The organism is Planktothrix tepida PCC 9214, assembly GCF_900009145.1.
In the GTDB taxonomy this organism is placed as follows: domain Bacteria; phylum Cyanobacteriota; class Cyanobacteriia; order Cyanobacteriales; family Microcoleaceae; genus Planktothrix; species Planktothrix tepida.
The window spans coordinates 23814-43903 of record NZ_LN889813.1; the positions used below are offsets into that span (position 1 = coordinate 23814).

Consider the following 20090-nt stretch of genomic DNA (forward strand, 5'->3'; position numbering starts at 1 on the left):
ATACTTCTTGATTTAAGGAGAATAAGATGTCTTTAAATTCAACAAAATTCGAGTCCGATGATACTAATTTATCTGTGTTTACTGCCAGAGAAAAGTATCAATTTATTTCTCGAATTCGAGTCAGAATTCCTAAAGAATACCATCAAGAACCCGTGATTTCTCGTCTAGCTTCTAATTACGGTTTAGAAGTGAATATTAGGGGAGCCATTTTAGGTCAGAATGCCCGGGAAGATGGTTGGTTTGATTTAGTCCTGAAAGGAACCCCCCAACAAATCGATAGTGCCATGATTTATCTTTCTGATCTCGATGTTGAAGTTTGGCAAGACTCAAAAACAGAAGTAGATGGCTGGTAAATAGTCAAGTATTTGTAGAGTATTAAGTATTTATGAGGATTCCTGTAGCCCAGTTTAACACTCAAAAACCCGCTTTCAATAACGCCTTAAAAAAACTTTGGAGGCGGTTTTCTTTTCCGTGGGTTTTTACCTTTTTCTATCTGATTGTCATGTTAATTCTGCCCTTTACAGCATTAATTAGACAATCCCTAATGGTATCTCCCCAGGAATTCTGGAATATTGCCTTTAGTCCCGTTGCTATTTCGGCTTATAACGTTAGCTTTGTAACGGCATTAGCCGCAGGGGCAATGAATGGACTGATGGGGACTTTAATCGCTTGGGTGTTAGTTCGTTATCAATTTCCAGGGAAAAAATTAATCGATGCTGCCGTTGATTTACCCTTTGCTTTACCGACTTCCGTTGCGGGTTTAGTTTTAGCAACGGTTTATAGCGATAAAGGGTGGATCGGACAATTTTTTGCCCCCTTTGGGATTAAAATTGCCTTCACCCGTTTAGGGGTTTTCGTTGCCATGTTGTTTATTTCGTTGCCTTTCGTGGTGCGAACTTTACAACCTGTTATGCAAGAAATGGAACGAGAAACAGAAGAAGCAGCTTGGTCATTAGGTGCATCTCAATTTCAAACCTTTTTAAGAGTTTTACTCCCCCCCTTAATGCCTCCTATTCTAACCGGAATTGCCCTCGGTTTTTCCCGTGCAGTAGGAGAATACGGTTCAGTGGTGATTATTTCTTCGAGTATTCCCTTTAAAGATTTAATTGCCCCTATTTTAGTCTTTCAACGCTTAGAACAATATGATTATGTCGGTGCAACCGTCGTTGGTGCAGTTTTATTGATCATTTCATTGTTCTTATTAGTGTTAATTAATACACTGCAACATTGGGGACGTCGTTATTCTCTCAAAAGTTAAGATTTTTTCCCTGATGATTCTTGTCTAATATTCATTGATGATTTACTCTTTATGTTATCCCGTTCATCCATCAAACCTGATAGTTCTCATCCTCTCCCTTGGGTTCAATGGCTTTTAATTGGCATTGCTTTACTCTATCTGGCTTTGGTTTTATTTATTCCAGCAATAGCCGTTTTTTATGAAGCCTTTCATAAAGGAACCCAAGAGTTTATCACCGCCATCAATACCCGCGATTTTCAAAGCGCAATGCAACTGACTTTAATCATTGCATTGATTGTTGTTCCTCTTAATACTTTATTTGGACTCTGTGCCGCTTGGGTGATTGCTCGAAATCAATTTCCGGGTCGTACCTTATTAATCAGTATTATTGACCTACCCTTTGCCATTTCTCCCGTGGTAGCCGGGTTAATGATTGTGCTGTTATATGGTCGTAATGGTTGGTTTGGTGCAGCGTTACAAAATGCTGATATTAAAGTATTATTTTCTCTCCCCGGAATGGTACTGGCTACGCTATTTGTTTCTTTACCTTTTGTCGCTAGAGAAGTGATTCCTGTTTTAGAAGAAGTGGGTTCAGAACAGGAAGAAGCCGCCCGAACTTTAGGAGCTCAAGATTTCCAAATCTTTTGGCGTGTGACCCTTCCCAATATTAAATGGGGTTTACTTTATGGTGTTCTATTAACCAATGCTAGAGCTATGGGTGAATTTGGAGCAGTCGCCGTTGTTTCTGGATTAATTGCAGGTCGAACTTTAACCTTACCAACCTTTGTGGAACAAGCCTACAAAAATTATCAAACCGAAGCCGCCTTTGGTGCCGCCACCATTTTAGCGCTACTCGCCTTAGTCACTTTAGTTCTCAAAGAAATCTTAGAGAGAAAAACCAGTCGTCGTTAACCTGTTTTATCACAATTAAAATTTCACTTTTTTTATTTTGAGGTGCTATGAGTATTATCATTAAAAACGTTTCTCAAGTGTTCGGTAATTTTCAAGCTTTAGACGATATCAACTTGGAAATTAAAGATGGAACATTAGTTGCCTTACTAGGGCCTTCGGGTTCGGGAAAGTCAACTTTATTAAGAGCGATCGCCGGATTAGAACCCCCCAACAGTGGACAAATTATTATCAATGGTAACGATACCACCCATTTAGATGTCAGAAAGCGAAATATTGGATTTGTATTCCAACATTATGCCCTGTTTAAACATCTGACTGTTCGCCAAAATATCGCTTTTGGTTTAGAAATTCGCAAACATCCTCGGCAAAAAGTTAAAGCCAGAGTTGAAGAATTGTTAGAATTAATTCAGTTAACCGGATTAGGAAATCGTTATCCATCTCAACTGTCTGGGGGTCAACGTCAACGGGTAGCTTTAGCTCGTGCTTTAGCGGTTCAACCCGAGGTTTTATTACTTGATGAACCCTTTGGAGCCTTAGATGCCAAAGTGCGCTTAGAATTGCGGAGTTGGTTACGACAATTGCATGATGAAGTTCATGTCACTAGCGTTTTTGTGACCCATGACCAAGAAGAAGCAATGGCGGTAGCCGATGAAATTGTTGTCATGAATCAAGGCAAAATAGAACAGGTGGGAACCCCCTCAGAAATTTATGATCAACCAGCGACACCTTTTGTGATGCAATTTATCGGAACTGTTAATGTATTACCCAGTCATGCTTCCCTTTTCCAAGATGTGGGCTTAGTGGCTCCTACTACTTCTAATATTTTTATTCGTCCCCATGATCTTGAACTTCACATCACCAATCACTTAGATTTGAGGTCTCCAGCTTTAGTTAAACGGATCACTCATTTAGGATGGGATATTCAAGTGGATTTAATCTTAGCTGATGAGCGTCAAATTGTTGCCCATTTAACGAAAGAACAGTTTACCAAACTACAACTTCAAGCGGGCGATGAAGTTTTTGTGGAACCGAAACGAGGATATAACGGTGAAACCTGCGAAATTCTACTAGCGGGACTTCAACAAGCATAAGGACTGCTATAGATGATAATGATTATATAGCAAGCAAATAACGTTAAAGAATGAATATTGAATTGGGTGATCGCACTGATTTATGAACCCAAATAACTGGAGTGCGATCACTATTCAAACAAAAAGAGGGGGTCAGAGGAAGAAGCCAGAAAAATCTAGCCCTAACATGAAATCACCGAATCTCAATGGCTGGACATGGATTCTGGTTATGTCATTGACCCCAATTGTTTAGCTGATAGAAACCGGCTGAGATTCCCGTTCAAAAAAGAGTTCCTTAGCGGTTTTTTCTGCTTTTAAAGCTCCATAAAAACCCGCTTCGGCTTCAATTTCATCTACCAACTCCCACGCTTCAGCCGCAGCTTTAGAATCATTACCAGAGGTGGCGGAAATAGAACGAGCATTCGAGATGGCTTCCTGAAGCTTTTGTTGGAGATAGGCTAATTTAGGATTTTCCAGGAAATCACCTTGCATTAAAATATCGGTGACTGAAATAATCCCCAATAATTCCCCTTGAATAACCGGAGCTCGCCAAATTCCTGTATTGGCAAATAAGCGGGCTACATATTCCAGATTCAGATCAGGATTGACCACAATACAAGGTTTACTCATAATTTCGTAAACTCGCACCTGTTTGGGGTCTTTTCCGTAAGCCACGACTTTAGCAATAATATCCGTTTCCGTGACAATGCCATAGGCATCTTCTGGATGACGAGCTTCAACAATCAGTGCCCGAACTTCTTTTAAGCGCATCAGTCGAACAGCTTCGGCTACGGTTGCAGAACCTCGAATTATGGCGACTTCTTGTGTCATAATATCCTTGGCTTTCATAATTTCCTCCTTGGGTTGTTCTAAGCCAAATTTAGGAGTTATGAGTAGCTGCAATAAACGGTTCTCAATTTGAGAACAAACTTGACTTCGATTCAATCAGATTGATTAGGAATCTCACAATAATCCCCATCCAACTAGCCTTGGATTGGGATTATTTCTTAAGTCTGATTGGATCATTTTTTCTGAAATACTGAGGAAGCTTGATATTAATAGCCAGGTTGAAAAAAAGTCGATTTTTCTTTCAGATAAAAATTTATGTCAAGCATTTAAGGCAACACTTTAACTTTAAAAACAGAGTATCATTAAAACTCCTAAGAAACAAGCCTTAAATTGTGAAATAATCATTAAAAAAGCATCAATAAATAAAAACAATAGAATTTCAATTATTTTCATAAATCTCCCTTACTTTACTAAAATAAAAAATTGGAACAATACTGAAGTAAATTCAATTAAACCTAAAGGTAGACACGCGGATCTGTCCCCAACTAAATCTTAATATTTTATCAGAGAATTTTATGGATAAAATCTCTACATTCTTTTAACCCCTTGTTAGAGATTAAACTTCTTTATTCCGACATTAAAAATAACCGTAAAGAATGTAACTGCACCAACCAAGGAAAAGGACGATCTTTTAAAGTTGCCCATTTTTCTTTAAAAACTTCAGCTTGTAAATGATAATCTTCCAAATTCTCCGGTGGAGAAGCTAACTTAAGATATAACGTGATCCGATGTTGGGTTTCATTGGTATTAGCTAACCAACAGGGAAAAGTATTGTCTAAACTTGGATCTGTAGGAAAACTTAATTGATGGGCACGAATTCCCACATAAGCTAGAGGTTCTTGAATGGGTTCAATTACTCGTAACCTACACCCCCAATCTAACGCTTCTATAGTTTGAAAATCGTGGCTAATTGCTCGAGAAAAGTTTTTACATTCAGTGAGTTGAGCCGTGCGAAAATTAGGAGGATGCTCAAAAATGTTTTGTTTAATATCAAATGCGATCGCTTTTCCCTGATCCATGACTAAAAGATTCTCACAAATTCGATAAGCCTCCTCTAAATTATGAGTAACAAATAATGTAACTCCTCGATAAAAAGATAACAGAGAAATTAATTGATGTTCGAGTTGACTTCGTAAATAGGTATCTAGGGCAGAAAACGGTTCATCTAATAATAATATTTCCGGTTGACTTGCTAAAGCTCTGGCTAATGCAACTCGCTGTTGTTGACCCCCCGATAGTTGGCGAGGATAACGATTTCCTAATGCTTCTAAATGAACCTGAGCTAACAAGGTTCCAACAGCAGCCTGAATTTTATTTTTAGACATTCCTTTGGGTAAGCCAAAGGCAATATTTTGAGCCACTGTCCAATGGGGAAATAAAGCATAGTTTTGAAATAAAAAACCCACCCGGCGCTCACAGGGGGGTAAATTAATTCCGTTTTCAGAATCAAATAAAACCTGTCCATTCAAAATAATTTGACCTCGATCCGGTGTTTCTATCCCCGCAATACACCGCAAAACCATGCTTTTTCCTGCACCCGATCCCCCCAACAATCCTAAAGGACGATCATCACTATTAAAAGCAACTTCTAACTCAAAACCTGGTAATTTCTTCTGAATATTAATCGATAAATAGGGAGGTGTTGAGGAATCGGAAATCAGGGAAGAGATCATAAATTCGTGATCAAGCTCTGATCTGAAATCCGACCTTTGGAAAGATGGGTTAGAATAGGGCCCTATCCCTTTCTTTTTCGTTCCATTTTCCCACAGGTTAACAACTGTAATGGCTGAGAAAGAAACGGTGAGAATCACTAACACCCAAATCCAAGCTTCTTTCATCGCCCCTGCTTCCACTGCGAAATAAATCGCCATCGGAATCGTTTGAGTTTCCCCTGGAATATTCCCCGCAATCATTAAGGTGGCGCCAAATTCCCCTAATGCCCGACAAAATGCCAAAATGGTTGCAGCTAGAATACCGGGTAAAGCCAAGGGTAAAGCAATTCGCCAAAAAATAGTAATTTCAGAACCGCCTAAAGTTCTAGCAACTTGTAAAAGGGTGCGATCAATTTGTTTAAAGGCCCCCAATGCGGTTTTGTACATTAAGGGAAACGCCACAACCGTTGCGGCAATTACGGCGGCATACCAAGTAAAAACCAAGTTGATATTAAAGGGCGATAATAGTTGTCCGAGGGGGCCGTTTTTACCACAGAATAATAGTAATAAAAAACCCACAACGGTAGGCGGTAAAATTAAAGGGGAAATAAAAACCCCCTCTATAATTGATTTCCCTTTTCCCCGATAGTTCAACATCCAATAAGCCGCCAGGATGCCTAAAAAGAAGGTAATGAATGTAGCAATTGAAGCGGTTTTAAGGGAAATCCAGAGGGGAGAAAGATCTAAAGACATGGGTTTAAGTAAATCACTTTAACTAGCTTTGCTAAATCCGTATTTTTGAAAGATTTTCATGCCGCGATCGCTCGCTAAAAACTGCACATATTCTTTAGCCGAGGCTGGATCTTTACTACTTTTTAAAACTGCAACTGGATAAACAATTGGGGAATGGAGATTGGCAGGTGCAGTTGCTACAATTTTGACTTGATTTGAAAGTTTAGCATCCGTTGTATAAACAACCCCGGCATCAGCATTCCCACTTTCTACCGCCGCCAAAACATTTCGCACATTATTGCCTAAAACCAGTTTAGGTTTAATCGCGTCTAAAATGCCTAAATTTTTAAACACTTCTTCAGCATATTGTCCGGCGGGTACACTTCTCGGTTCACCTACAGCAATTCGCTTAATTTTAGCATCGGTTAAATTTCTAAAACTGGTAATACCTGTGGAATTTTTGGGAACAATTAAGACCAGGTTGTTGGTCAAAACATTACGCCGAGTTTCGGGAATAATCAGATTTTTTTCCTGTAAAGCATCCATCTGTTTTTTAGCGGCTGAGAAAAAGATATCCGCAGGTGCACCATTTTCAATTTGTTGTTGCAATGTTCCCGAAGCCCCAAAATTATAGTTAACAGCAACCTTGGAGTGAATTTGCTGATACGCGGGCTTAATTTCTTCTAGGGCTTCTTTTAAACTAGCCGCCGCCGATACGAGTAAGCTAGAGTTCGTTTGAGCTAACAGAGGCGTTTGGTTAATGACTCGAATCCCCATCGTTAGGATTAACGTCATTAAAATTGTGGCTAGAAACGTTACAAGCCGTCTTTTTTTCATTTTAGTAAAATATTAGAAACTGCTGGATTTGAAGAATAAAAACTGAGATTTTGAAAGCCGTTTTTAATTCTACAATTGATTATAGTATATTGATTTTAATCAAAAGATGTATAAACCAATACAATTTTATATCTTGTTTGTTTTTTTTATTTAAAATACCTTTTAAATAAAAATATATAGATTGGCAAAAACGAGGTGTTATTGTAGAATTATAATCGAGTAAGAGATCATCATCAATAAACGAAAAGTCCTAAAAGCTAGTATCCAGATAGGAACACGAAACTTTAACATAAGGATATTAACTTTACTGTTGAACACTTACTTCAGATTAATACAATATTTAGACTCAAGAGGTTATACCCATGAAAATTAGTGCTCGTAATTCTCTCAAAGGAACTGTCAAACAATTGACAGTCGGGGCAGTGAATACGGAAGTTGTAATTGAGATTTCACCGGGAGTCGAAATCGTCTCTATTATTACAAAATCCTCGGCTGAAAGTTTAGGGCTTACAGATGGAACAGAAGTTTATGCCCTCATCAAATCAACTGACGTGATCGTGGGTATTGAATAAAGGTTAAGACTTTAAATAGTCCTCAAAGCTCCCTGAAAACGGGGGCTTTTCAACGGACTTTAGAAAGGGGAGATAACTGAATGGAGTTCTAACCATAACCGAGGATAATCTTGTTTAATTTTAGAAAGCGGATCTCGGAGTAGGTTATTAGATTTAATAAAAACAACATCCATTAATCCCATATTTTCAGCAATTTCTTTGAACAAATGGGATTGCGATCGCAATTCAGAAATTAAAGTTTTAGGGCAATAAACTGCAACGTAGTAGAATCGTTTTTCTAGCCGTTTCACTGAAAAATCGAGAACTTTAACATAACAGTTATCCAAAAGTTGTCCGGTGTTAGGATATTCACGCTTCACAACTTGAATAAATTCTTGGGTAATTAGCTCTTGACTAATCATGGGAAGTTAGAGATTGAGAGTAATTTGAGATTGTAGGGGTTGAGTTTTTTAACCCAGATCCCCTAGAGGGTTGGGCAACCCAACCCCTACAAACTTAGACTAAATACGCTTCCTGATGGGTACGAATGGTACAATTTGAACGAGGATATGCAACACAAAGGAGAACAAATCCTTTTTCTATTTGTTCATCATCCAGAAAATTTTGTTCAGATTGATCAATTTCCCCTTCAATGACTTTTCCCACACAACTCGAACAGGAACCCGCAGAACAAGAGAAAGGTAATTCTATTCCGTTCTCCTCAGCAGCTTTAAGAATATAAGTATCCTCATCGACATCAATCACAGTATCCAATCCATACTTTTTGCTTTGTAAGCGAACTTGATAAGTTGTTCCCATGTTTTTACACCTTATAATGTATGTAGAAGTACCAAAAAATTAACTGCAAGGAACCGCAGCAGGGGTACAATCCCCAGCTTTGAAAGATTTGCCACAGCCACAACTACCAGAAGCATTCGGATTAGAAAACTTAAATCCAGACTCCATTAAACCATCAATGAAATCAATCTCTAATCCTTCTAATAAAGGGGAACTCTTCAGGTCAATATAAAATAGTACAGAATCCTCTTCAATTACCAAATCATCAGAGTGAGGTTGACTGGTAATATCCATTTTATATTCATAACCGCTACATCCCCCATCAGCAACAGAAAGCCTTACACCTCTACGAGTAGCAGTTTCATCTGAAGAGCCTTTTGCTCTTAGAAAAGCCCGAAGCCTGAATGCCGCTTTCTCCGTTAAATTAATCATGGTCAAATCTCCTAAATTGAATCAATAGATCAACTATTTTTGTGTGCCACAAACCGGACAATGGCGATCATGATAGGTATGAAGTTTAGAGAAATTCAAAGTCCCTAAATCCATCATTAACAGGTGAGAAAATAAGGGTTGTCCAAGCCCTGTAATCACCTTAATTGCTTCTAATGCAGTTAAACAAGCTAAGGTTCCAGAAACCGCACCTAACACCCCAAAACCCCGTTTATCCCATTCCGGTTTTTCAGGAAATAAACAAGATAAGCAAGGCGTTTTACCGGGAATAATTGTTGTTAAATACGCTTCCATTCCGTTCATGGCTGCTTCCACCATAGGTTTTTGCCAACGGACACAAGCTGCATTTAATAAATCCCGTTCTACAAAGTTATGGGCACAGTCTAAGGTGATATCAGCTTGTAACACTAACGAATCAACATTAGATGCCGTTACATATTCAGGAATAGCCTCAATTTCCACATCCGGGTTAATTGCAGCCAGGCTTTCTTTCGCTTTCTCAATTCGAGGTTTCCCCACCCAATCTTCTGTCATCAGAACTTGGCGGTTCATGTCATCTCGGCGTAAATTACCACCTCGAACTAATATTAACCGTCCAATTCCTGCAACTGCTAAATAAAGGGCTGCTGTTCCTCCTAACCCTCCCACACCTGTCACTAAAACAGTGCTGGTACGAAGTTTATTTTGGGCTTCTTCCCCAAAACCGGGAAGCATGATTTGGCGTTGATAACGTTCTAACTCAGTGGGTGTTAGGCTGAACATTTCAATCCTCCTTAATCTGACTCAATTTCTGAGAGTAAAACTACATTTTTGGGCTTTTCGTTGAAAACCTTGAAGAGTTTTTCCTCCACTGCGGTTGAAGTTAAAAATACGTTGTAGGCTTGTTGCAGTGCTTCACGATACTGATTGAGTTTTTCTTCAGGTTCGATATCGGGAAAAGCTGCATCAATTTTAGCCACTAATTGAGAGAATTTCTTCAAGATATGAAGACGGTTAACATTGACAATTTGCTCGTCAAAGGGGAGTTGGAAGAACTGGAAATATTCTTCCGCATCCATTAACTTTTTAAAGTCAGATAAGGCTTGGGTCATGATTGGTTTTGGGTGAAATAGTTTCTATTGAGATTCCCGTGCTTTTAGCTGCTTTTTGAGTTCGTCTAACTCTCGATAAAGTTGATAGGTTCTGCCCGCAACTTCCATAATATTCTCGAAATCCGTTGGCAATCCTTCAGCTAAATCATGGAGTTCCATTTTTAATTGTCCACCTTGACTATTAAGACGCTTAATTTTTGTCTTTAATTCGTCAAGGGTTAAATCAACTTGAACCATGTCAGTTACCAGTTATCAGTTAACAGTTATCAGTTACCAGTTATCAGTTACCAGTTATCAAATGTCATGAAATAGTTTGTTGTATTGGGTTTTTCTTCAAAAACTTATCAACCTTCACTGATGACTGATAACTGATAACTGAACACTGATTTCAAGCGTTAGTGACTTCTCGATATTTAGTCGCTAATTCAACAGCAGATTTCGTCAGTTTTTCGCCTTCTGCTGCTAATTTTTCCATAGATTCATAGCCAAAACGTTGAGCATCTCTGAGGGTTTTAGAAACGACTAAAAGATGACCGGAAAAAATTAATGCCCAACCGAATCCTTCATGGCTTAAGTTAATCACAACTTGGCATAATAATCCAGTTTCTTGTTCTACTAAAGTTGCGATCGCCCGATAAAACGCAGTAATTCTTAATTGGGTGATGGGTTCTACATCCCCTTCTACAGAAATTTTACGTTTTTGTTCTTTCGTTAAAATTAAGGGTTTCAGAATTAATTCATCTGACCAACTCCGATAAACGCCCATACTATCTTGAGCCCGAATTTGGCGAACTAATTCTTTCAAAAATGGAGTGTTTGTGATGGATATGATGGTTTCTGTTGTCATTGTTATTTTCTCCTGTGTTGTGTTGGATATTGCAAGTCAAGTCGAGGTTGTTCTATTTTAGGGTAGGGGTTAGATTGCCCAACCCTCTAGGGATCTGGGTTGGATAACCCAACCCCTACCGTTATTTTTCATCCCTCAAAAAAGCTTAATGTCTAATTATTCCTCCTCGAAATCCTCAAACGTTTTTTCCTTTTGCTGGAGTGCTTTTCGCAACCAAGGGGGAGGATTACCCTTTAAAGTTTGGACTAATTTATTGAGGATATCGGTAATTAAATCTTCTTCACTTCTAGCTTTTACGGGTGTAACTTTTTTGCGAATTAATCGCGCTGCGGCACTGCCTCCGATCGCAGAAACATAAACAATTGTACAATCCGATAAAGCTTCTAATTTAGGAACTAATTTATCCTCATTACCATCCTCTTTGAGGTCGCCATCAAAGGTTAAAGTATTAACAAATTCATATCCTTCTGTGGAAACCTCATAAACTTCCAGTTGTTTTGCCCAACCAAAATGAGCATTAATATGAACGGAATCATTCGTAGCAAAGGCAATTTTCATGGTTTTCTCCTGTGTTGAGTAAGAAGTTAGGGGGAATCAAACCCCAACGAATGATGGCTATTTTCTTCCTGTTCCAGAAGCAGATTCCCTAAATTGAATAAAAATTCTTTACTTCCCCGATAACCTACGGTTGAAAAGTAACCATTTCCTAAGCGATCAAAGATGGGAATTCCTAGCCGATAAAGGGGAATGTGTAGTTTTTCACTCACGCCTTTAGCATTAGAATTGGAGATTAATAAATCAGAAGCGATCGCTAAATTTTCTAGGTCTTCTAAGTCTCCAATTATAACAGATTCAACGGGAATTTTGTCAAGTAAAGGGGATTGAGTTGTGGTAATTGCCGCTTGAATTTCTGCCCCCATTTCCTGTAAAAAAACACTCGTTGAATACAGTAAATCCGGTTCAAGGGCTAAACAAACTCGCTTCCGACCAAAATAGAAGTGAGTGTCTAACATGGCATCCTGTAATTGGCGACGTTGACGACAATATTTTTCAGGAACCGGAGATGAACTCAACTGAGATAATTTCATTAAAAATTCATCAACCGCTTTTAATCCAGTAAGCCGAGGAAATACCTGATATTCAGTACCAAAACGTTGATGTAAAATCTCCGCCACCACCCGCATACTTTCTCCCAAAGCCAGGGTAAAATTCGAGGAACCAATACGCTTTAAATTCGTTAAAGTTGTCCCCCCCGTTGTCGTTGCGGTATAGCCTCCATCTGATAAGTGACCGTCTAAAGATGTGGAGAGGTCAGGAACAGCGATCGCATCAAATCCAAAAGCAGTAACAATTTCTTTAATTTCCTCAACATCTCCCGGCGTAAAAGCAGAACTTACTAATAGCGTTACTTGATTTTTTTGAGTTTCTCCAGCTACCGGAATTTCTCGAATAATACTTTCTACTGTAGCTGCATAACCATCTTGTAATGCTCCCTTAAAATCAGGTGTTGAAACAAAAATAATCGGAAAATCTTTTAATTCAGGATGTTCTTGTTTCACGGTTCTGAGGATACCCTCCATATCATCTCCCCGTGTTTCTGTTAACCCAGTTGTACAGAGTCCGATAATTTCTGGTTTTGCCTTTTCTAAGAGCGTTAAAATGGCAATTTCAACATTTTCTTCTCCGCCTAAAATTGTACTTACTTCCGTCATTGCCGTTGTACTTAACGGAATCGCTTCTCGGAAATGTCGCACCAGCAAAACTTTAGCAAAGGCGGTACAACCTTGGGAACCATGCAACAAAGGCATTGTTCCTTTTAAACCTAAGAATGCCAACGCTGCACCCAAAGGCTGAGATTGTTTAAGCGGATTAACCGCAACTGGTTTTTTAGGGGAGATTACAGTAGCCATAATACAGTTATCAGTTATCAGTTATCAGTTATCAGTTATCAGTCATTAGTCATCAGCTATTCGTAATTCCCAAGGGGCGGGTTGACGAATTTGTTCCCAAATAGGGCTATATAAAGCTTCGTCTAATTCCCTTGCCATTTCCACCATTCCGACATAACCGGAATAGGGATGATGGCGTTCTTGGTTAATATCTAAAAAGGGAATTTTGGCTTTTAAAGCAGTGTATTGATTTCGTCCCCCTGCAATTAACATATCTGCTTTTGTTTTGTCAATTACTTTCAGTAATTCAGCCGCATTTCCTTTTTCCAACATGATGCCATCTTTGCCCAGCAAATCTTTGATTTTTGCCTTATCTTCTTCTGTACTTTTTTTCGTGCTGGTGGCGACAACTTCCATTCCTAAATCTTTAGCGGCGGAAATAATCGACCAACTTTTAACCCCTCCTGTGTACAGAACTACTCGTTTTCCTTTTAAACGAGCTCGATAGGTCGCCAGTTGTTCATCTAACTTGGCAGTTTCCTCAGCAATTAATTGTTCGGTGCGCTCTTGTAAGTCTGCGTCCCCAATTTTTTGAGCAATGTTTCGCAAACAGCGATTCATGTCATCAATGCCATAAAAGGATTCTTCCAAATAGGGAATCCCATATTTTTCTTCCATTTTTCTCGCCATATTAATCAACGCCTTTGAACAAATCATGACGTTGAGTTTGGCTCGATGGGCTGTACAGATTTCTTGGTAACGACTATCCCCTGTAATTTTAGCCAGAACCCGAATTCCTAACTTTTCAAATAAGGGAAGAACGCCCCACATTTCCCCAGCAATATTGTATTCCCCGATTAAATTAATATCGTAGGGCGTGGTATAATCTGGTTCGGCTGTACCGACAACATAGTCTAGTAAAGTTTCTCCCCCAATCCGATTTCCTAAGTTTTTACTCCCAACAAAACCCGGAGACTGAACGGGAATCACAGGAATTCCAACTTTTGTACTCGCCGCCTCACAAACCGCATCTAAGTCATCGCCAATTAAGGCTGTTACACAAGTGGAATAAACAAAAACTGCTGCGGGTTGATAACGGTTTTTAATTTCCAAAATGGCTTTATAAAGCTTTTTCTCACCCCCAAAAATGACATCATTTTCACTTAAATCAGTGGTAAAGCCAATTTTGTAAAGCTTGGAACCGGAAGACAAACTGCCACGACTGCCCCAGGCGTTCCCAGCACAGGCAATGGGGCCATGTACTAAATGGGCAACATCGGTAATCGGAACCAGGGCAATACTGGCACCATCAAAGGCACAACCCCCTTGGGCAGCACCGGGTTGGGCTTGTTGCTTACACGCTTTATTCTTCTTGTCGCCATCTTTTTTGTGATTGTGTTCGCAAGCCTTTTCCGCCAGCAATTCAGCAATTTTCGCGCTTGTGAGTTTCATAGGACAGGGGTGTGTTGTCGGTTGTCTGTGATCGCAAAAGGCAGAGGTTTCATTGATTCCCTGCCTCAATCTTTAACTGGCTTGTTCGCCACAAACATCAGCGAGGTAGGTGAGGGCGCGGAACCGCAGGGCAATTAATTCATCGTATAAAGGGTTGAACTTACACAGGGGAGGAATGTGTAACGTCCATCCAACTAATAACGTGATGTTTCGTTCAAAGGGACATTGACCGGGGATAAGTTGACAGATCAGGTGGGCGAAGTTGCGATCGTGAATTTCTAATCCATCTATCCATTGACGCAACGGCCAGAGGATATCCAGCTTCTTATGAAGGGAGAAAGTAATCATAGCAGGAAGTCCAGAGTGAGAAGCTGTTGACTGTTAAGTGTTAGTAGAGACGCGCCATGGCGCGTCTGTACAGTGAACAGTGACCCTTAACGAATCAAGTCGTAAGAGATATCAGTTTTGGAAGGGATAATTGTGTTGCGATCGAGTTCGTCAAGGAGGGTATTGACAATCCAATTTAAGAGGTTGATCGTACCTTGGTATCCAAAAGTAGCATACCGATGCAAGTGATGACGATCAAAGATCGGATAGCCAATGCGGACGAAGGGGGTTTTAGTATCACGCCACAGATATTTTCCGTAGGAGTTGCCAATCAGCAAATCAACGGGTTCGGTGAAGAGGAGTGAACGCATATGCCATAAATCTTTACCCCCCCAGATCGTCGCTTCTTGACCATAGGGACTGGAATCTAACAACGCTTTTAACTCAGCTTCAAATTCTGGGTTGCTGTTGCTAACCACAATATGCACTGGTTCAGCCCCTAACTCCAGCAAGAAGCTAACTAAACCATAAACTAAATCAGGATCACCATACAGGGCAATGCGTTTACCATGAATCCAAGATTGAGAATCTGTAATCGCGTCTACTGCCCGTCCCCGTTCAAGTTCCAATTCTTGGGGGATAGGATTACCCGTCAGTTCAGATAAAGCCATCAAGAATTCATCGGTTCCCCGAATTCCAACAGGACGGGAAACGGAGGTTTTTTGTCCCCATTCTTTAGCAATATAATCCCGTGTTTTTGAGGTGGAATAAGCTTGTAATGCGATCGTTGCTTCTGCATTAATAGCATCGGCTGCATCGTCTAATTTGGTTCCCCCTTGATACATCCGATATTCCCCATCATTGGGCGAGTCGAGATAATCAGAATTATCCGCCAACAGGGTATAATTTGCCCCCATTAAAGACGCCATCCGTTTAACTTCCCGCAGGTTGCCAATATAGGTTTCAAAACCAGGGATTAAGTTAACTTTGCCATTGGTGGTTTCTTTCTTCTGACCTGCGGTTAAGTTAGACAGAATCCCCTTCATCATATTGTCGTAACCCGTGATATGGGAACCGACAAAGCTAGGAGTATGGGCATAAGGAACCGGGAAGTCTTTAGGCACAGAACCCGCTTCCTTGGAGTTGGAAATAAACGCCCCCAAGTCATCCCCAATTACCTCTGCCATACAAGTCGTACAGAGGGCAATCATTTTAGGTTTATATAGGGCGTAGGCATTCGCCAACCCATCAATCATGTTGTTGAGTCCACCAAACACGGCAGCATCTTCGGTCATGGAAGAGGAAACCGCCGAGAAGGGTTCTTTAAAGTGGCGAGTGAAGTGGGTGCGGAAGTAAGCCACACACCCTTGAGAACCGTGAACGAAGGGAAGGGTAGACTCGAAACCTACGGCGGCTAAAATCGCGCCTAACGGTTGGCAAGCTTTCGCGGGGTTGACGGTTAAGGCTTCACGGGCAAAGTTTTTATCCCGATATTCCCAGGTTTTTGTCCACTCAGCAATCCGGGCGACTTCATCCGGGTCGTGTCCACCTTCAAATTCTTTCTTATTGGTGAAAAGTTCCTGATATTCTTGTTCTTGGAACAGCGTTGCGTGATCTTTAATATTCTCTACATTCTGAGCCATTGTCTTTCTCCACTAATTGTTGAGGTGGTGGAACAGGCGAGATGCCTGTTCTTTTTATTAACTTATCTAGTGACAGGCAAGATGCCTGTTCCACTTTTATTTCTTCCAAGGGGCTTTGACTAAATCCCAGGTGGGGCTATTGAGGGCTAAGTCCATGTCACGGGCGAAGATCGCGAAACCGTCATAACCGTGATAGGGGCCGGAATAATCCCAGGAGTGCATTTGGCGGAAAGGCAGTGCCATTTTCTGGAAGACATATTTTTCTTTAATTCCAGAGGCTACGAGGTCAGGTTTTAAGGCTTTAACAAATTCCTCAAATTCATAACCTGTTACGTCGTCATAAATGAGTGTGCCACCTTCGACATAGTGGGTGGTGCGTTTGTAGTCGTCATTATGACCAAACTCATAACCCGTAGAGATAATTTCCATCCCCAGATCTTTGAAGGCAGGAACAACGTGGCGAGGACGTAAGCCTCCGACCATGAGAGCCACTTTCTTCCCTTGCAGACGGGGGCCGAATTTCTCAATAATGGCATCCGCTTGGGCTTGATAACGAGCAATAACTTCTTCTGCTTTCGCTTGGATGGTTTCGTCAAATTTAGCGGCAATGGCTCGTAAGGAGGCAGCAATTTCCGTAGGGCCAAAGAAGTTATATTCTAACCAGGGGATTCCGTAAGCTTCCTCCATGTGACGGCTGATATAGTTCATTGACCGATAGCAGTGAATCAGATTCAGCTTCACTTGAGGGGTGAGCATCATTTCTTGCAGTGTGCCATCTCCAGACCACTGAGCCACAACCCGCAAGCCAATTTCTTCTAATAAAATCCGGCTCGACCAAGCATCACCCCCGATGTTATAGTCCCCAATAATTGCCACATCATAAGGGCCAGGTTCAAAGCTGATGGTTCCTTCTTTTTTGGCTTTATCGGCTTTCGGGAATACCCAGTCGCGGATGGTGTCATTGGCGATATGGTGTCCGAGGGATTGAGATACACCCCGGAATCCTTCGCAGCGCACAGGAACAACAGTTTTGCCTGTTTGTTTCGATTTTGTACGGGCGACGGCTTCAATATCATCCCCAATTAACCCGATGGGGCATTCAGATTGAATACTAATCCCTCGATTTAAGGGGAAGAGTTCTTCGAGTTCATCAATCAGCTTGGAAAGTTTTTTGTCACCCCCGAAGACGATATCCCGTTCTTGGAAATCTGAGGTAAATTGCATCGTGCCAAAGGTGTCGATACCCGTTGTCCCGATGTAGTAGTTGCGACGACCTGACCAAGAGTAATAACCGCAACCAACAGGGCCATGACTAATATGGATCATGTCTTTGATCGGCCCCCAGACCACCCCTTTCGATCCGGCGTAGGCGCAGCCTCTAGTGGTCATCACACCTGGAAGAGATTTGATATTGGACTTCACACCACAATCCGATTTACCTTCTTCATAGACATTGAGGTGTTTTTCCCGTTTTTTACGGCTTTTTTCGGGATAGGAATCTAGGACTTCTTGAATCAGTGCTTTTGTATCAATTGGTACAGACGTGCCATGGCGCGTCTCTACATCAACCGTTGCCTCAGTTGTGGCTTCAGTGGTGGTTTCTGGATAGGTAATGGTTTCTGGAGGTGTCATAGGATTTCAGTATTAGAGAGTAGAGAATAAATTGCTGTTAGGAGGTAGGAAACAGGAGGAGATAGGAGGGAGATATCAACGGCTAATCCAAAGTTTCCTGTTTCCTGTTTCCTGTTGCTTGCTGTTAGACGGCTGCAACTTCTTTGGCAGTTTTGCCAACGAGATGCTCGTATTCTTTGTCGTCGCCCAAAATACCAAACTCGACCAGTAATTCTTCTAACTCATCCATCGATAAGGGAGTAGGAATGGTGAGTTTAGTATTTTCGTCAATTTTCTTCGCTAAAGCCCGGTATTCATCGGCTTGAGGGTGATCAGAGCTATATTCGATCACTGTCATCCGACGCAGTTCAGCGTGTTGCACCACATTATCACGAGGAACAAAGTGGATCATTTGTGTGCCGAGTTTATCAGCCAGGGCTTCAATCAGTTCGATTTCTTTATCAACTTTACGGCTGTTGCAGATTAAACCACCGAGGCGGACACCACCGGAGTGAGCGTATTTGAGAATCCCGCGAGAAATGTTATTGGCAGCATACATTGCCATCATTTCACCGGAGGTAACAATGTAAATTTCTTGGGCTTTGCCTTCCCGAATGGGCATGGCGAAACCACCGCATACAACGTCCCCTAATACGTCATAGCTGACATAATCTAAATCTTCATAGGCGCCATTTTCTTCAAGGAAGTTAATGGCGGTAATAATTCCCCGTCCAGCGCAACCGACACCAGGTTCTGGGCCACCCGATTCCACGCAACGGACACCACCCCATCCAGTTAACAACACTTCATCCAGTTCCAGGTCTTCAACGGCGCCGCGTTCGGCTGCTAGATGCAGAATTGTGGTTTGGGCTTTGCTGTGCAGCATTAAGCGGGTCGAGTCTGCTTTGGGGTCACAACCCACGATCATGATCCGCTTTTTCATTTCTGCTAACGCTGCGATCGTGTTTTGGGAGGTGGTGGATTTACCGATACCGCCTTTACCGTAGAATGCGATTTGTCTGATTTTGTCGCTCATGATAGTCTCTCTGTAGGATTAGTTAAAAGGTTTGTTTGGATCGAGTGGTTTGTAGGTGGGTTCTTGTCAACTGCAAACCAAGCTAGGGATTCTGTTTTGGATATAAGGAACGTCACCCGGCGGCGATCGCCCTTTCGATGGATAACTCATGGCTTTTAGACTTAATAAGGGTTAACGGCTTCAACGATTAAGGTGGGTAGTACCCGTTCTCGCAATTTGCCTTCAATGGCAACTTTTAAGGTGACTAAGCTGCTGGAACAGGAACCACAAGCTCCTTGCAGAATGACTTTTACTTTGTCTCCCTCAACGTCGTATAGGGCGACATCACCGCCATCCAAAGCGAGGAAAGGTTTAATTTCGGTATCTATCACCTGTTGAATTAAGGTGATTTTTTGTAAATTCGTCAGGAGGGGTTGAGGGCTGATTTCTGGGGTAACTGGAACTTCAAAATCAGGGTTTTGCCAAACCGCAGCAATTAAATCATCAATGTCGGCCAGACAAGACGTACATCCGCCCCCCGCTTTAATGTAATTTGTCACCTGTTCGGCATCGGTGAGTTTGTTTTCATGAATCACCTTTTTAATTCGGGTTTCGCTGATTCCGAAACAGCGGCACACCATAGCACTTTCATCTTCTTCATGGTTAGCCAGAGGGATGCCTTTGTAGGAGAAAATCGCCGCTTCTAAGGCTTCTTGTCCCATGACCGAACAGTGCATTTTTTCTTCGGGTAAACCTCCGAGATATTCAGCAATTTCACGGTTTGTGAGGTTTAACGCTTGATCAACGGTCATGCCAATGATGATTTCGGTTAAGGCGGAAGAAGAAGCGATCGCACTAGCACAACCAAAGGTTTGAAACCGAGCGTCTAAAATTTTATCGGTCTGTTCATCAATTTTGAGATGGAGTCTGAGGGCATCTCCACAAGCAATGCTTCCAACTTCTCCAGTGACAATTTTTAATCCAGGTTCGTTGCAATCTTCTATGGTTCCCTGATGTTGGGGATTATAGAAGAGATCCATGACTTTTTCTGTATAGTCCCACATAAGAATTCAGTTATCAGTTATCAGTTATCAGTTATCAGTTGACAGTTGACAGTTGACGGTTGC

Annotated in this window: 23 protein-coding genes; 5 read left to right on the forward strand and 18 right to left on the reverse strand. The window is 41.2% G+C overall.

Features of this window, described 5'->3' with window-relative positions; genetic code table 11:
* Positions 1 to 26: 26 nt before the first annotated feature.
* Genes PL9214_RS22780 through PL9214_RS22795 form a run of 4 tightly spaced genes read left to right on the forward strand, consistent with a single transcriptional unit; the run spans position 27 to position 3240 of the window.
* Positions 27 to 353 (forward strand): NIL domain-containing protein, encoded by a 327-nt coding sequence (locus tag PL9214_RS22780; protein ID WP_083580148.1) that lies wholly within the window; start codon positions 27 to 29, stop codon positions 351 to 353.
* A 32-nt stretch (positions 354 to 385) separates the two neighbouring features.
* Positions 386 to 1258, forward strand: a complete 873-nt coding sequence (gene cysT / locus PL9214_RS22785) for a sulfate ABC transporter permease subunit CysT (RefSeq protein ID WP_072721246.1) — start codon at positions 386 to 388, stop codon at positions 1256 to 1258.
* A 51-nt stretch (positions 1259 to 1309) separates the two neighbouring features.
* Positions 1310 to 2149: a sulfate ABC transporter permease subunit CysW gene (cysW, locus tag PL9214_RS22790; protein WP_072721248.1), complete on the forward strand. Its 840-nt coding sequence runs from the start codon at positions 1310 to 1312 to the stop codon at positions 2147 to 2149.
* A 47-nt stretch (positions 2150 to 2196) separates the two neighbouring features.
* Complete coding sequence (locus PL9214_RS22795) at positions 2197 to 3240, forward strand: sulfate/molybdate ABC transporter ATP-binding protein (RefSeq protein ID WP_072721249.1); 1044 nt, start codon at positions 2197 to 2199, stop codon at positions 3238 to 3240.
* 228 nt (positions 3241 to 3468) lie between these two features.
* Here the strand turns inward: PL9214_RS22795 and PL9214_RS22800 are convergent, their stop codons facing one another.
* From PL9214_RS22800 to modA, 3 genes are all read right to left on the reverse strand, one after another.
* A complete protein-coding gene (locus PL9214_RS22800) occupies positions 3469 to 4068 on the reverse strand; it encodes a CBS domain-containing protein (protein ID WP_072722301.1) in 600 nt (199 codons plus the stop codon).
* Between the two features lie 566 nt (positions 4069 to 4634).
* Positions 4635 to 6473: a molybdate ABC transporter permease subunit gene (gene modB / locus PL9214_RS22805; RefSeq protein ID WP_072721251.1), complete on the reverse strand. Its 1839-nt coding sequence runs from the start codon at positions 6471 to 6473 to the stop codon at positions 4635 to 4637.
* 18 nt (positions 6474 to 6491) lie between these two features.
* Complete coding sequence (modA, locus tag PL9214_RS22810; RefSeq protein ID WP_072721252.1) at positions 6492 to 7289, reverse strand: molybdate ABC transporter substrate-binding protein; 798 nt, start codon at positions 7287 to 7289, stop codon at positions 6492 to 6494.
* Between the two features lie 362 nt (positions 7290 to 7651).
* Here modA and PL9214_RS22815 point away from each other — a divergent pair, with 362 nt between their 5' ends.
* Positions 7652 to 7861, forward strand: coding sequence for a TOBE domain-containing protein (locus PL9214_RS22815; protein ID WP_072721254.1), 210 nt, complete (start codon positions 7652 to 7654; stop codon positions 7859 to 7861).
* Between the two features lie 59 nt (positions 7862 to 7920).
* Here PL9214_RS22815 and PL9214_RS22820 read toward each other — a convergent pair whose 3' ends face one another.
* From PL9214_RS22820 to nifU, 15 genes are all read right to left on the reverse strand, one after another.
* The gene (locus tag PL9214_RS22820) at positions 7921 to 8262 is read right to left on the reverse strand and encodes a hypothetical protein (protein WP_072721255.1); all 342 of its coding nucleotides are present in this window, start codon (positions 8260 to 8262) and stop codon (positions 7921 to 7923) included.
* A gap of 94 nt (positions 8263 to 8356) precedes the next feature.
* Positions 8357 to 8659, reverse strand: coding sequence for a 2Fe-2S iron-sulfur cluster-binding protein (locus PL9214_RS22825; protein WP_072721257.1), 303 nt, complete (start codon positions 8657 to 8659; stop codon positions 8357 to 8359).
* Between the two features lie 39 nt (positions 8660 to 8698).
* Positions 8699 to 9070, reverse strand: a complete 372-nt coding sequence (locus tag PL9214_RS22830) for a HesB/IscA family protein (protein WP_072721258.1) — start codon at positions 9068 to 9070, stop codon at positions 8699 to 8701.
* Between the two features lie 33 nt (positions 9071 to 9103).
* On the reverse strand, positions 9104 to 9850 hold the full coding sequence (locus PL9214_RS22835) for a HesA/MoeB/ThiF family protein (protein WP_072721260.1): 747 nt from the start codon (positions 9848 to 9850) through the stop codon (positions 9104 to 9106).
* Positions 9851 to 9861: 11 nt separating this feature from the next.
* The gene (gene nifW, locus PL9214_RS22840; RefSeq protein WP_072721262.1) at positions 9862 to 10179 is read right to left on the reverse strand and encodes a nitrogenase-stabilizing/protective protein NifW; all 318 of its coding nucleotides are present in this window, start codon (positions 10177 to 10179) and stop codon (positions 9862 to 9864) included.
* Between the two features lie 24 nt (positions 10180 to 10203).
* On the reverse strand, positions 10204 to 10416 hold the full coding sequence (locus PL9214_RS22845) for a CCE_0567 family metalloprotein (RefSeq protein WP_072721263.1): 213 nt from the start codon (positions 10414 to 10416) through the stop codon (positions 10204 to 10206).
* Positions 10417 to 10567: 151 nt separating this feature from the next.
* The gene (locus tag PL9214_RS22850) at positions 10568 to 11026 is read right to left on the reverse strand and encodes a NifX-associated nitrogen fixation protein (RefSeq protein WP_072721265.1); all 459 of its coding nucleotides are present in this window, start codon (positions 11024 to 11026) and stop codon (positions 10568 to 10570) included.
* A gap of 156 nt (positions 11027 to 11182) precedes the next feature.
* Positions 11183 to 11584, reverse strand: coding sequence for a nitrogen fixation protein NifX (nifX, locus tag PL9214_RS22855; protein WP_072721266.1), 402 nt, complete (start codon positions 11582 to 11584; stop codon positions 11183 to 11185).
* A 26-nt stretch (positions 11585 to 11610) separates the two neighbouring features.
* Positions 11611 to 12936 carry a nitrogenase iron-molybdenum cofactor biosynthesis protein NifN gene (gene nifN, locus PL9214_RS22860; RefSeq protein WP_072721268.1) on the reverse strand — a complete coding sequence of 442 codons (1326 nt, stop codon included), beginning with the start codon at positions 12934 to 12936 and terminating at the stop codon, positions 11611 to 11613.
* Between the two features lie 45 nt (positions 12937 to 12981).
* Positions 12982 to 14367, reverse strand: coding sequence for a nitrogenase iron-molybdenum cofactor biosynthesis protein NifE (nifE, locus tag PL9214_RS22865; RefSeq protein ID WP_072721269.1), 1386 nt, complete (start codon positions 14365 to 14367; stop codon positions 12982 to 12984).
* A gap of 72 nt (positions 14368 to 14439) precedes the next feature.
* Positions 14440 to 14715 (reverse strand): Mo-dependent nitrogenase C-terminal domain-containing protein, encoded by a 276-nt coding sequence (locus tag PL9214_RS22870; RefSeq protein WP_072721271.1) that lies wholly within the window; start codon positions 14713 to 14715, stop codon positions 14440 to 14442.
* An 86-nt stretch (positions 14716 to 14801) separates the two neighbouring features.
* Positions 14802 to 16337: a nitrogenase molybdenum-iron protein subunit beta gene (gene nifK / locus PL9214_RS22875; RefSeq protein WP_072721273.1), complete on the reverse strand. Its 1536-nt coding sequence runs from the start codon at positions 16335 to 16337 to the stop codon at positions 14802 to 14804.
* 96 nt (positions 16338 to 16433) lie between these two features.
* Positions 16434 to 17969, reverse strand: a complete 1536-nt coding sequence (gene nifD / locus PL9214_RS22880; RefSeq protein WP_072721275.1) for a nitrogenase molybdenum-iron protein alpha chain — start codon at positions 17967 to 17969, stop codon at positions 16434 to 16436.
* 124 nt (positions 17970 to 18093) lie between these two features.
* Positions 18094 to 18972 carry a nitrogenase iron protein gene (gene nifH, locus PL9214_RS22885; RefSeq protein ID WP_186440468.1) on the reverse strand — a complete coding sequence of 293 codons (879 nt, stop codon included), beginning with the start codon at positions 18970 to 18972 and terminating at the stop codon, positions 18094 to 18096.
* A gap of 173 nt (positions 18973 to 19145) precedes the next feature.
* Positions 19146 to 20027: a Fe-S cluster assembly protein NifU gene (gene nifU / locus PL9214_RS22890; RefSeq protein ID WP_072721278.1), complete on the reverse strand. Its 882-nt coding sequence runs from the start codon at positions 20025 to 20027 to the stop codon at positions 19146 to 19148.
* Between the last annotated feature and the right edge of the window lie 63 nt (positions 20028 to 20090).

Excerpts from the sequence above, each read along its gene's own strand:
- PL9214_RS22780 (WP_083580148.1), top strand. The coding sequence starts at position 27 with ATGTCTTTAAATTCAACAAAATTCGAGTCCGATGATACTAATTTATCT.
- cysT (WP_072721246.1), top strand. The coding sequence starts at position 386 with ATGAGGATTCCTGTAGCCCAGTTTAACACTCAAAAACCCGCTTTCAAT.
- cysW (WP_072721248.1), top strand. The coding sequence starts at position 1,310 with ATGTTATCCCGTTCATCCATCAAACCTGATAGTTCTCATCCTCTCCCT.
- PL9214_RS22795 (WP_072721249.1), top strand. The coding sequence starts at position 2,197 with ATGAGTATTATCATTAAAAACGTTTCTCAAGTGTTCGGTAATTTTCAA.
- PL9214_RS22800 (WP_072722301.1), bottom strand. The coding sequence starts at position 4,068 with ATGAAAGCCAAGGATATTATGACACAAGAAGTCGCCATAATTCGAGGT.
- modB (WP_072721251.1), bottom strand. The coding sequence starts at position 6,473 with ATGTCTTTAGATCTTTCTCCCCTCTGGATTTCCCTTAAAACCGCTTCA.
- modA (WP_072721252.1), bottom strand. The coding sequence starts at position 7,289 with ATGAAAAAAAGACGGCTTGTAACGTTTCTAGCCACAATTTTAATGACG.
- PL9214_RS22815 (WP_072721254.1), top strand. The coding sequence starts at position 7,652 with ATGAAAATTAGTGCTCGTAATTCTCTCAAAGGAACTGTCAAACAATTG.
- PL9214_RS22820 (WP_072721255.1), bottom strand. The coding sequence starts at position 8,262 with ATGATTAGTCAAGAGCTAATTACCCAAGAATTTATTCAAGTTGTGAAG.
- PL9214_RS22825 (WP_072721257.1), bottom strand. The coding sequence starts at position 8,659 with ATGGGAACAACTTATCAAGTTCGCTTACAAAGCAAAAAGTATGGATTG.
- PL9214_RS22830 (WP_072721258.1), bottom strand. The coding sequence starts at position 9,070 with ATGATTAATTTAACGGAGAAAGCGGCATTCAGGCTTCGGGCTTTTCTA.
- PL9214_RS22835 (WP_072721260.1), bottom strand. The coding sequence starts at position 9,850 with ATGTTCAGCCTAACACCCACTGAGTTAGAACGTTATCAACGCCAAATC.
- nifW (WP_072721262.1), bottom strand. The coding sequence starts at position 10,179 with ATGACCCAAGCCTTATCTGACTTTAAAAAGTTAATGGATGCGGAAGAA.
- PL9214_RS22845 (WP_072721263.1), bottom strand. The coding sequence starts at position 10,416 with ATGGTTCAAGTTGATTTAACCCTTGACGAATTAAAGACAAAAATTAAG.
- PL9214_RS22850 (WP_072721265.1), bottom strand. The coding sequence starts at position 11,026 with ATGACAACAGAAACCATCATATCCATCACAAACACTCCATTTTTGAAA.
- nifX (WP_072721266.1), bottom strand. The coding sequence starts at position 11,584 with ATGAAAATTGCCTTTGCTACGAATGATTCCGTTCATATTAATGCTCAT.
- nifN (WP_072721268.1), bottom strand. The coding sequence starts at position 12,936 with ATGGCTACTGTAATCTCCCCTAAAAAACCAGTTGCGGTTAATCCGCTT.
- nifE (WP_072721269.1), bottom strand. The coding sequence starts at position 14,367 with ATGAAACTCACAAGCGCGAAAATTGCTGAATTGCTGGCGGAAAAGGCT.
- PL9214_RS22870 (WP_072721271.1), bottom strand. The coding sequence starts at position 14,715 with ATGATTACTTTCTCCCTTCATAAGAAGCTGGATATCCTCTGGCCGTTG.
- nifK (WP_072721273.1), bottom strand. The coding sequence starts at position 16,337 with ATGGCTCAGAATGTAGAGAATATTAAAGATCACGCAACGCTGTTCCAA.
- nifD (WP_072721275.1), bottom strand. The coding sequence starts at position 17,969 with ATGACACCTCCAGAAACCATTACCTATCCAGAAACCACCACTGAAGCC.
- nifU (WP_072721278.1), bottom strand. The coding sequence starts at position 20,027 with ATGTGGGACTATACAGAAAAAGTCATGGATCTCTTCTATAATCCCCAA.